Genomic DNA, 12,706 nt, shown 5'->3' on the forward strand with positions numbered 1-12,706 from the left:
GCCATCCAACAGTTTCCGAGCACGCTTGCTATCAAAGGTGAGCGACGCCGCATACGCTCGGGAGAATAATGACCAGTCAGCTTCTTGTGTGACAAGGTTTTCCGGTATGGTGGCCATGACACGGGCAATGTAGGCCGCCCAGCTTTCCAGGGTTTGCGGGTCGTTGATGGACGTGATCATGACCTCTTTCACTTGGGCAAACTCTTCGTGATAGAAAGCCACCATGGCCGTTACTTCTATCAAAGGTAGGATGTCGACCAATCGCTTGCCTATTGCATCAAAGTCGGTGAAGTCATCCTTGAGCACTTTATCATCAATATGGTCAGCGAAAGCCTCGATAAACTTGGTCGGCTTTCCATTGACCCTGAAAGCCTTGGGCAGCACCCTCATGACCGAAAACAGACCATCCGCTGCGGCACCGGCCCCCGAAGGCGTTATGAAAGTCCCCAATATCCCGAGCAAGGAAAATACATGGGTTACTTTATCGTATTTACCTTCTTCGTCGACAAAGTAGTAGGCACTTTGATATGCGAAATCCCTTATGTCACCTACAACAAACAGCCCAGAAATAAAATCACAGGTAAGGCCAACTTTAGAGCTATTGTTTCCCGTGAGTACCCCATCACGGCAATTCAACAGGGCAGCTAAGGAGTAACTGACCCCATGCAAAGCGCCATAAAGTGATGCATGCGCACCGTAATCAAGATAGGCTACTGTTGTTTCGTAATACCCCGATGCCGTTTCTACTCGGATCTTTGCCTGCTCAAGCCTTTGGAGCAACTTACAATCTATTAGTGCAGCTATCAGCTTCTCTCCAGCCGATATTTTATTATCAACTTCCCCAAAATCCGGGAGTTCAATCTCGCATTCAGAAAAGCCCGGTAAATTACTTCCTGCGGCATATGCCGATGGCATGGCATCTAGGAAAACTCTAACTGCAATAGGAAGAGCAACCATACGAATGGTTTCGTCGGCGACCCGCTTTAACAATACATGACGAGACTCACCATGATCATTCCGCTTCGCCTGAGCAATCTGGGGGTTTGGGGCGACAATTTGAAAACGTGCAAATCCATCTGCCGCCACCGATGCTTCGCCACTCGCGCTACCATCGGCCAACATGAGCTTTTTGTCTGCAATAGACCAGTCATAGACTTTGAAGTCCACCATTTGGCCAGAGAAATTGACTCCCAGCTTAAATGCTGGTCCACTTCGTTTTTCGAGTAACTTCCCCTGAAAGCTCTGTTTGTATTCCTTTTTTCCGACTGTTAAAACAAACTCCTGCTCCAGAACATGGGCACCAACTTCATGCCAGTCTCCGGCCGTGATAGGTGCTCTTATTTGATAGTCACCTTGATCGGTAGAAACTGTATAGACAAGACTTTCATCTTCAAAAGCCAACTTTTGCCCGCTGGAATCATAGTCAACCAAGTTACCTTGCAGAGACTCAGCTTTAAAGATCAGGGTAAAACCCAGATTGTCAGGTCTGTGAAGTTCTGGATAATTAAAACTGGAAACGTTCGCCTGGCCGTTAAAATTAAAGCTGGTGGAGTAGGGTTTGGTTGACTGAGCAGAAATAGTGACTCCCGATGCCTGACCGTTACGCTCAGAAACTCTGTCAGTAACCGCCATCCCAGCACTTAGGAACGTAAGCTCATAGTCGAGGATTGGTGCTACGTTTGGTGATAACCAATCTCCCAGCGTCAAGGTTACTGATTCGCCAACTGTACCAGGCACTCGAACTTCTGTAGTGTTGGTATATTGGATTACGGCCCCATTTACCTCGTAGCTGCCCGATGCCGCTGGCGCATTACGCACCAACATTTGATCAAGCACTATTACTTCGTTTTCTTTCTGTAACACTTCATAGTGATGGACAGCTACTGAACCGCCCATCTTGGCATAGAGTGAGCCGTAACCGGAAAAAGCTCCGGTATCGAGGGAGAAACTTGCGGAACCCGCAGCATCCAGAGCAATTTGATTCTTATCCAAACGGCCTCGATGGACTGATAAATCTACAGTTTCGCCGGCTAATGAACCATAAGAGCTGGTTGCAGTCACCACCCCGCTATAGTTTTCGTTGATAAGTGTTGATGTTGGAAAACTAAAAGATAGGTTGATGTTATGAACTGGAATGAAAAGCTCATTCATCGCTTCACCGGCGCTAATTAGCAAGGCGTGAGAGCCTGCATCAGATGCACCCGAGACAATAAGCCTTACCTTGCCATTTTCGGTTGCCAAGTCACCACTAACAAATAGCTTAGGCGCGTCAACAGAAACAGCAGTGCCATCTGACACAAGATTACCGTGCTTATCAGTTATAGTTATATCGAGAGTTACACCACCGATATTACTGATGGCTGTCTTTCCCTCTGTTTTAACTTCAATATGCTCTGGTTTACCCGGTGTAACCTTGAAAATTGCAAAATCTACTGACGATTGCCCACCATCTAAACTTGCACTGACCAGAACTTGGTTTCCAGAAATCGGTGCAATGCTTAAATTGGATGAAAAAATACCGTCTGAGTTTGTTTCTTTTTGCTTCGACAGGGAAGCTGTACCAGATTGGATATGCCAATCCAGGGTGTTTGGTTTATCCTGTCCAGCTGAAAGCAGTGCTGCAAATAAGGTATTTGGCTCTTCAAATGCCCTGTCGGCGGAAATATCAAGAACATCCGCTCCCCTCGCAGGTAATAAAAACAAACTCTCAAACGCGTACTCCCAGAGCACATTGTAGGGATCTGTGTTGTTGTAAAGACTCAGGGTGACAAAGTCTTCCACATCTAGGGAGGCAATATGGTCAAGATTCTCGAAAATCAGCTGATTACCCTCACCCATTGTGGCTTTCAGCTCGGTAGCACCCAGGGCGAATACCAGCTCCTGACCGGCACCGAGGAACTCCAGCGCCTGTTGGTCGCTCTCGATAAGGGTGTAGAGCAGCTTCACAGCACTGTCGTTGGTGCCAATGAGAGGCACTTCTTTGTCGAACAGACTGGAGGTTTGCCCTTCAGACTGACGGCGAATAATGTCTTTTACTTTTAAGTCATAGGAGCTGAACTGCAGTTCAGGGCGATAGGCCCAACGATAGACAGGCTCAGGTTTTTCCAGGCCTTCATCTTTACCTTCGTCTTTCAGCTTGCCGTAGAGGTACTCGTTTTCACGGGTTTTGGCCTCATCGATAAGCGGCACTTTGAAAGGCACATAATGCTTTGGACGTTGCGCCATTGGGCCGGATTCCGCAGCGCCGCTATCGGCGAATGAAGGGTTTTCATGCTTGGGCTTGCCGTTAACCTGCACGTAGAAGTGATCGGCAGCATTGGCCATGTCGGCCAGGCGGATTTGTTGGAGCTGTTTTCCGGGCCGGATGGCAAAGTTTGCCATCTCACCGCCGCTGGCCACCAGCACTCCCGGGCCAGCCACCTTGGCAAGTCGCCCGGTATAGCCATAATCAGATAAACCTTCCGGCAGGGGGCTACCGTCATGATCGTACCATTCAGTAGTGATGGTGAGCATTTCATCATCACCCATGGCGGAGCCTTCGTAGCCTATAAGCTGGGTTTGGGTTTCCGACGAGGCTGATAGCCCCTCTTTGATGGTGAAACGGCGCTCGGCACTTATCTTAAGATTAGGCGGCACCATCTGAATGTTGTTCAGCGCAAACTGCACCATGCCGCCGGAGTAACCCTGAACATAATGGGTTCTCTTGGTACCGATATAACCGGTTTTGCGGTTGATGAGCACCAGTCGCAGTGCTTCTCCTGGCTTGAGGTGGTCTGAATTTCGGGCATGCAAAGCCGGATTCATACTTGCCTGGGATTGGAACTTGTTAAAGCCAGCGTCACCAGTTCCTTTACCATGAAGCGAAAAGGCATTACCTACTGGGCCACGGATCATCATCTGAAACACAAAGGCATCAGCCTCAGTGCCATAGAAGCTACTGTTTACGGGTAGTTCGTTACCATTGAGCCCCTTTCGATGGGTAATCAACATGCCAGTGGATTCACGGAAGACCATGATATCGGTGTCCTTTAGATCCTGGAGAGAGATTTCCCCTACCAGCCCTTGAGGACCAAACTCACCTACGTTGTCCGCCAACCTGATTATATCCGGCTGTGATGCCTCAGGCTCTTCGTCGGTGCAATCGAGCATCAAGGCTTCTTGCCCTCGTGAACTTAAGAACACTCCCTGATATTCTGCGCTTTCAGCATCGGCTTTACAGACGAACTTACCTTCTTTGAGGCCACCCAAGAACACCTTGTCGAATATATGGTCACCATCAAAGTCTACATTATCCATGGCGATGGGTTTGAGATCTGGCTGTTTATAGACATAACTGGTCTTAGCACCAATTGGAGCCAATTTAGCAACCCCACTGATAAAGCCTGTATCTACATAGAAATTGGTTGGGTAAATTGGTGTAGAACTTGCTGCTTCGATACCCATGATAGTTATTTTGGTCATTGCAGAAACCAAATCAATGGGTTGAATCGCTTCAGAAATTCCTGAACAAAAGTCCGAACCTGGATAAATTTGTGCATCCATCAATGGACGTACACCATTCGCAGTAAACCCAGCATAACGGTACGTCATGATGATAGGCACGTTGTCATAAAAGAAGCTGAAACCCGGACAAGGCACTATATTGTAGGAAGCTGTAAATTTCCCCTCTTTGTCTGAAAAAGTTGCCCCGTCTATCCAAGCTTCGATCTCTGCGCCAGAAAATGGCGCATAGGCCTTGTAATCACGGAGATTTTCAAAAATCGGTGGTTGGTTTCCTTTGCCATCGGGGCCATCGAAAAACGCCGACTCAAACGCAATATTATTATCCGATGCATATATCAAACTGCCTTCGGCATCAAATAGTACTGAGCTTGCACTACTCGATAACACAGGAGGAACATTGAGATTAAAGCGACTTAATAGTAAGACATGGCTGTCAAAGGCATCCTTTACTGCCTCTGTAGATTTGACAACCACAGACTTATATACCGGCGATAGGTTAATCTTTTTGATCGGCTCGCCGAATCGTGACTTGAATTCACCAGCATTATAAGCCTCACGAGACAGAATGAGCAGCTTGTTGTTATGCTCAGTTTTTAACTCTTCTATCAACGTCATAGTGGCCCTGACCTGCTCAGCCGACATAACAAAGGCACCCTGGGCCGACGATAGTGGCTGCGCCCAACCACCAACTCGAGCACCTGTATCGTCGTACTCTACATAGGTGGGAAAACCGCTGTCATCAAGCACCATACCTCGCGCCAACACATGACCATATTTAACCCTATAAATATCCCAAGCTCCCCCACACCAAGCGGTGTGGGGACTGAATATCCCCAACAACAATACCATCAGGGTCACTAATGTGACTAAAGACCTCGTTGATACTTGTTTAACCCAATCCATGTTTCAATTCCCTAGGGCCTGATGCTTGCCTTGAGCTGCATAAGTGACAGCTCTCCATTAGCGTAATCGGCCAATACTTGCTGCTTGTTTTCTGCAGTTGTTGCAAAACCTATGTAATCAAGGTTTTCAAGCGCGGTAAAGCTGCGTGAGCGGATCCAAATACCATCACGCTGGCCAACACCTACAACATCCAATTCATTGGTACCTGCGCGACGGCCAACCAGTACCAAGTAACTTTTATCTGGGGGCAAATAGTGATAACTGCCCAGCAGGCTCGGAGCTTTAATGGCAATATCCACATGCCCAGACACAGCAATACCCTGTGGCTGTGACGAGTACACGAATAGAGCAGGAGCGATTTCCGAAACCTTCATTCCAATCTGGGTGACTTCCTGCAGCACAAACTGAGCACTCTCGTCTGCAGTCTGAGCGGCAAATTTGACGTTGGCGTTTGCAAAAGACAATGCCAGTTCCCCATTGGCATAATAGGTATTACCTTGGCCAGAACGCACTGGCACAAAAGGAACTTCGCGGTTGATAATAGGCAACAGAAAAACCCTGAGCTTATTACGCTCGCCAGCAACAATGTTGACCTGATGTATAAGGTTACCGAACTGTGGATTCTCTCTTCCTGGATTGATTTCCATGGTGTAGTCACCAGATGGAATAGTAAAAGCACCAGACTCGAGATAGCCAAAACTGAAGGTGCTATCCTGATCTGTTACTTCGTCCCTTGCCAGTTCCTTAATTCGGACCCTGATGCCCGGAATACTCTGATACAAGGTGTCTTTAACGTGGCCATCAATGAGTGTCGGTAGAGGTCTGACATTAAAGCTGAATCTGTGGATTTCCAACTCACCCAGACTGATGCTGACCCGTATATTCGCCCCATAACCAAAATCTCTTTCGGGGTAGAAGGCATAGCTGTGGTCACCTGGCAACGAGGCGATATTGCCGGGCACAACTTCATTGATACGGTTGACCTTAGCTTTGGCTTCCCCTGCAATCCCAAGCAAGCTGCTGCCTTGCTCACTAGACTCAAGATAGGTTTCACCGTGCAATGTTTCGGTTACCTTCACTTTTAACTGCCCGCGATCTACGGGACGATTAAAATAGAAGGCGATAAACTGATTCTGATCCACGTTTATCTGCCCCAATTCAGGGGTAGTCTTTATAATTTGAGTGGGCACGTCTTCCATGCGAACAATACTGAACTTTTGCTCGGAGGTTGCCAGCAGTTGACCATTGGCAGCAATCACCTGCAATTCAACTTTATGCAGGCCCGTGTTGGCTGTCATTTGCAGCACTTCATTAACTAAGCCATTTTGCACTAGCAGGTTTTGGAAGGGACCGCTATCTATCCGAGCTTGAGCGAAGGCGCCAGCTGGCAAGGGAGACAGTTCAGCAACTAACTGTAAATTGAAGTCTGACTCTTTGAGTACAAACTCTCGCTGTGCAGAGGGAGCAATGATTTCTGCCGTTACCGCTGCAGTGCTCTTGAGCAGGTATTCCTGCTGTAAACCATTACCTGCAGCATCTTTGGCCATGAAAACCAATTTGAAGACCTCGTCCCTTACAAGCGAAAGCGGGGTGGTAAACAAATATTGATTATTTGCATTACCCGGCTGGAGCGCCAGCGGTTTTCCATTGAGCGTCAAGGTGACAGCCTGCTCATCGCTGACCACTCCTTCGAGGTGCAGATATGACGACGGAACCTCATTAATATAAGGTGCCTGTTTCCATCCACTGAAAAGAGCGAGAGTCGGTGCAACAGTATCGAAATTAAACGATAGTACCTCGATATCAGTACCAGTGCTGTTGCTAGCCTGAATCCTCCACTGTGCCTGCTCACGCTTAGCGCTGTAACTGAACAGATATAGCCCTGATTGCTGCAAATAAGCCTGCACAGCTACGCCGTTGACTGAGATATTGGGCATCTCTGCAGAATGAACCACACCGCGCAGAATGAAGCTGTCGCTGTTAATCCAACTGCCGTTGAGTGGCTCGCTGATTTGGATTTCAGGTGCCGTAAGGCTACTGGGTTCGATGTATACCAGGGTTAAGTTACGCCTTACCACACCCTGGTTAGTTTGCACGACGAAGGAAAGCTCATTGTTCCCAAGCGCCAGACTGATAGACGGCCATTGGACCTGGTATTCGCCATTCTTCACGAATGACAGCGTGCCCGGAATCCCATTTACATATGCCCGAAGAGAGTCCTTCGCCAATTCGGTTTTGATAAGCGCCCTTAGTGCAACATCAGGTGAGTTGACCACCTGTCCTTGGGTATGACTGACGATACTAAGCTCAGGAAGCGATTCACCAGCACGCTCAACAACCACTATGACCGTTCCAGAATTACCATGTTTATCAACTGCTTTTATCTGGAATGTATTATTCCCCCACAGCAACGGCAGCTCACCGCTGAATTTGCCGTCAGCAGAAAACAAGAGGCCAAATTCGGTGCCTACAAAGCGGTCACTGGTCGCCGCAAGGCTTTCCAATTCGGTTGCGGCCAAGATACTGCCAGTCACAAAGTAGCGAGATGACTGAACGGTTGCCTGAGTCACATCCGGCACAACCACGACTTCCCCACTTCCCATATTAAACAGCAGCAACACATCCTGTGCGCCGTACTGAGTGCGCTCACCAACGGGTGCACTGAGCTTCACCTGCCAAACCTTATGCACTCTATCGACCGGCAGTTGCAAGCTGAATTCGCTGACAACGGTTTGCGAGAGAAATAGATTGCCTGAACTGAACTCAAGAGTCACTGGTCCCAGCGCTTCAGTCAGCGTGCCCGTCACTCTGACTGACTCACCGGAAGCCTTGACTCTTCTAACCCAGCGGTAGCTGTTACCTTCTGCTGCAGTAGCGTTAGTAAACGCTATCTGGATCCGAGGGAGCAGTGTCAGTGCCTGACTTTGGGTGTAATCACTGTCCAGTATCAAGTTTTCACCGTTAAGTGGATTGGTAACTGCCAATCTGGTTTTCGCCCTATATAGATACTCTTTTGCGGCATGAACCTGTTGGTCCAAAAACGAATTCAAATCGCTGCTGACAACAGCCAGCTCTCTCCAATCGGCGCCAGCTTGTTTACGCTCCAATACAACTGAGGCTGCTACCAACGAATTGTTCCACTTAATCTCAACACCCGGTTGAACTTCGGTTGCAGTGAGTCCAGTCAGCGGTGAGTTATTGTAAGCAACAAAATATGCCTGTACCGGAGAAGTGCCTATTTCCCGGCCGGTGCTATCAATAAGAGACAAGCGGTATCTTAAAACCTGAAAGTTACCAGGGTCTTGGTCACGCACCGATTGAACACTGGCAGCGAGCGTTCGCCATTTAATGAAACTGTTGTTACCACTGGCACGCCAAATGACCAATTGTTGTAAACGCTCATGACTGGGCAATTTCCAGCTTAAATCCAGATGTGGTAGTGCAGGACTGACGACCAGACTGGCAGCCAGCTCCAAGCGCCAACGGTTTGGGTCATCCGGAAAGTCATCTTCATCATTGAGATAGCCATCGCCATCCCGGTCGGGATCGCTGTTATCCCCGATACCATCGCCATCGAGGTCGCTCCACTCGTTGGGATTAGTTGGAAACACATCGTCCTCGTTCGCGACACCATCACCATCTTTATCCGGGTCACTGTTGTCACCAATACCATCTCCATCAAAATCACTCCACTCATTGGGATCATTGGGGAAGGCATCGATATTGTCAGGGTAACCATCACCATCGGTATCTATTGCATTCGGATCCTTTGTCCAGCGGGCAGGATCATCCGGATAAGCATCCTGTTCGTTGGCTACGCCATCACCGTCACGGTCCGGGTCGCTATTGTCCCCGATACCGTCACGATCAAGGTCACGCCACTCGTTGGGGTCCAGCGGAAAGGCGTCCTTTTCGTTGACCACGCCATCTCCATCGATATCCGGATCGGCATTGTCGCCAATACCATCACCATCGGTGTCACGCCATTCTGCAGGATCCCGCGGAAAGCGGTCTTGTTCGTTCGGAAATCCATCACCATCGATATCATCGTCACTGTTATCACCGATGCCATCACCATCGAGATCAGCCCACTCCGTCGGGTCTTGGGGAAACGAGTCATCTGGGTCCGGCACACCATCACCATCGTAATCTGCCAGGGGAACATCGGAGGGCGTAAAAAAGCTAAAATGGAATACTCCAGCCGCTCGCTTACCCGGGGCCGCAATTTCCATGCGGCTGAAATCTGTAGTGGACGCTGCCAACCAACGCAAAGAGTAATAACCCGCATTTAGACGGATACTAACAACCCTCTTTTCACCAACAGCAACCATTTGCTGTGCAGAAAATAGATGCTCGCCAACCGCCATCAGCGCCACCGTTTCAGGGACGTAAAAGCTATAAACGCCATCTTTTTCCGCTTTGAAGAATGTGGCGAGGTATAACCACGGAGAAGAAGGGTCCTGTGACAGAGTTTCTGCCAGATGGCTGAGTAACCCTGCTCTAACCGGCATCTCTGATTCGGCAACATCAAGTGCGACTGATGAGCGAAAACTCTTATAAATAGCACCTTGCTGCCAGTTGCCCTGCTTGTCGGTACCCTGGGCAGTGAGCAGTTGTTCAGTTTTCGAGGTGACAACCTCGGCACCCAACGGCACAAATTTTACTGAAGTCGAGTTTGCTTCATTATGAACAGCCCACTCCAGATTAACGAAGTCTCTATCATCTCTATGGGTCAGCAAGACGGTGACGGGATAGTGACCAGCTTCAAGCCAGTAGCTGCGAATCATGCTGTCGGCAAAAACAGGAGAGGATGAATGTATTTGAGTACCGGCTATTGTTAGCGTTGCCAGCAGTTCATTGGCGAGCCTGAAACTGTAGAGTCCCGAGTTATCTATCCGAATACTACCACTATATAGAGACATCGCTTGCTGGTCCCGATTACGCTCAGTGGGAGTTTGCACATATGCGACATTGGTATATTCAATGGAACGAATGTTGTTTAACAACTCAGAAGAAAGCTGGGGCCCTTCAAAAAAGTTGTAAGAAAATCCAGGACTTAATGGTTCTAATAGTGGTTCAGAAGCGGGAAGGGTTTCGACCTGTGATTTGGGAATAAACAGCTCACCAAGTGAAAGTTCTGTGCGAATTCCATCAATGTTGCTCATCCACAGTTGGGGCTGAATATCTTGGGTGCTAGGTTTCAATATCAGTGTAATTTTGTGGAATCCGGAGGACAAATACAGCAAATCAGTTTCAGTAATTAAAGTGTCATTTATGAATAGTTCCCCATCACCTTTCATATTTAAATCAAATGTATACTGGCCTTTATCTTGGATGTGGAGATAAGCATCAAACGTATACTGACCACTTTTTTGCAATCCAGGACCAAACAAGGACAATCGGTATAACGTCCCCTGCTGCGGCACTGATACGTCATCAGGAAAGTAGCGAAATGAAACAGCTCTGACAGGCTGTTCAAGCTCAGTGGCCTGTTGATATTCGGGCTCAGAGATCGGAGGTGTCCAGTCAGAACAACTAGCCAGAAACAGCAAACAGAAGGCAATCCCCCCTCTGAGTCCAAAATTAATCCAGGGCATAGCGCTCTATCTCCCTATTGCGCTTTAACAACTCAGCTTCCTTTTGAATCGCCTTTTTCAGTTGTATTGGAGCCAAAGATTTCCGAATGTCCGCCCGAACTTCATCCAAAGTTTTTGGTTCGATGATAACTTCGTCGGTCACTCTGATACGTACCATTGAGCCATTGATCAGATGTGTATCGGAAACCTTCCCCTTGGTAAGAGGAGACAGTACTTGCCGATACTCATCACTCAACCCTTGTTCGGCCGAGTTACCTGAAATAATTAACAGTTTACCTTGATCATTTTGGGCAAGAGCCCGCCAATCACTATGAGGCGTAAAAGCCTGTAATCTGAGACTCATCGCGTGATCAACCACTTCACTGCCTACGCTGGGAGCTCGAACCAAATCAAACACTTTATAGTTAACCTGACCGTATTTTTGGGGGTGTTTACGGTAGTAATCCGCCACCATTTCGTCTGATACAGGCTCAGCGACAACATTTTGTTGAATATAAGCTTTAGTGAGCAACTCTTCACGGTAGCTTTGTATCTTAAGCTCAAGCTCGCTCAAAGCTTCTGGCGACATGTCTTTTTCGTATGCTTGTGCCATCAGCTTACGCAAGATGATACTGTCCAGCACCTTATCTTTTACCTCTGCCGATGCTAAAAATATCCCCGAATCCCCTAGAGTTTGCTGCATCGCCAACTCTAATTCCGAGGCACTGATGCCCTCTCCATCAATACGTGCAACCCAATTATCAGCCAGTTCGGCATCTACAGACTTTACAGGTTCAGGCTGATTACAACCCGCCAACAGGGTTAAGGTAATACAAAGCAGGACGACTCTTGTAATCATGATTTTGTGACTTCCACAGTTTCACGAAGACGCTTGAGTTCAGCCTCTTTTGCCATAGCTCTGAGAATGCGTCTGATATCTCCATTCACTTTTTCAAAGGGGATCTTGGCAGTAGAAGGTGCTTGCTCCAATAAAATGATGTGGTAGCCAAAAGACGTCAGCACTGGAGATGAGAATTGCCCTTGCTGCAACTCGGAAAAAACTGTTTGGGAAAATTCGGGTGAAATTGTACCTTTGGTCATCCAACCAAGCTGCCCACCCTTAGCCGCCGATACCTTATCATTTGAATAAGTAACTGCCACATCTGCGAAGTTCTCACCCGCTTTTAGCCGGCTGTATGCTTCCAGTGCTTTACTAAATATAACCTGCCTTTCTTGTTCACTGATATTAGGTTCAACACGCAAAAGTATATGCGAAACTTTCGCTTTGGTTTCCTCATATTTACTTTGATTTTCGGCATAATAATTACGGACTGCCGTATCATTTACAGCCTGATCCAAATAGGTTAATAAATACTTATTAAGTAACAAATCTTTTTTCAGTTCGAATAATTCTGCTTCGAAAGCCTGTTCATTAAAGCTATCCTGCTTTTGAATAGCCTTCATTAAAACTAGATTATCTAGATAAATCTGTTGCCCCTTAGCCTTCATATCAGGGTTGAGTTTATTGATATTTTTGTAATCGAGGTACGAATCCAAAGCGACTGATAATACGGGTTCTCCGTCAATTTTGGCTATATATTCAGGACTATCGCTACAAGCGGATATATACATTGCAGATAAAATACTAAGCGAAACAAATACGATTTTTTTCATTGGACCGACTTCCCTATTAATCTCAAAAACGAGCGAATTCTATCTTTTTA

4 protein-coding genes are annotated in these 12,706 nt (G+C 47.5%); all 4 read right to left on the reverse strand.

What is annotated here, in order from left to right; genetic code table 11:
* On the reverse strand, window positions 1-5,406 hold a 5,406-nt coding region (locus tag NE536_RS02170), incomplete at its 3' end, for a hypothetical protein (protein WP_261271655.1).
* An 11-nt stretch (window positions 5,407-5,417) separates the two neighbouring features.
* The gene (locus NE536_RS22905; protein ID WP_342455067.1) at window positions 5,418-11,003 is read right to left on the reverse strand and encodes a thrombospondin type 3 repeat-containing protein; all 5,586 of its coding nucleotides are present in this window, start codon (window positions 11,001-11,003) and stop codon (window positions 5,418-5,420) included.
* Window positions 10,990-11,841 carry a peptidylprolyl isomerase gene (locus NE536_RS02180; RefSeq protein WP_261271656.1) on the reverse strand — a complete coding sequence of 284 codons (852 nt, stop codon included), beginning with the start codon at window positions 11,839-11,841 and terminating at the stop codon, window positions 10,990-10,992. The genes NE536_RS22905 and NE536_RS02180 overlap by 14 nt, the downstream gene beginning before the upstream one ends.
* Window positions 11,838-12,656 carry a peptidylprolyl isomerase gene (locus tag NE536_RS02185; protein ID WP_261271657.1) on the reverse strand — a complete coding sequence of 273 codons (819 nt, stop codon included), beginning with the start codon at window positions 12,654-12,656 and terminating at the stop codon, window positions 11,838-11,840. Before NE536_RS02185 ends, NE536_RS02180 begins: the two co-directional genes overlap by 4 nt.
* Between the last annotated feature and the right edge of the window lie 50 nt (window positions 12,657-12,706).

Origin of the sequence: Shewanella septentrionalis, from assembly GCF_025370265.1 — a bacterium.
GTDB classification, from domain to species: Bacteria; Pseudomonadota; Gammaproteobacteria; order Enterobacterales; family Shewanellaceae; genus Shewanella; species Shewanella hafniensis.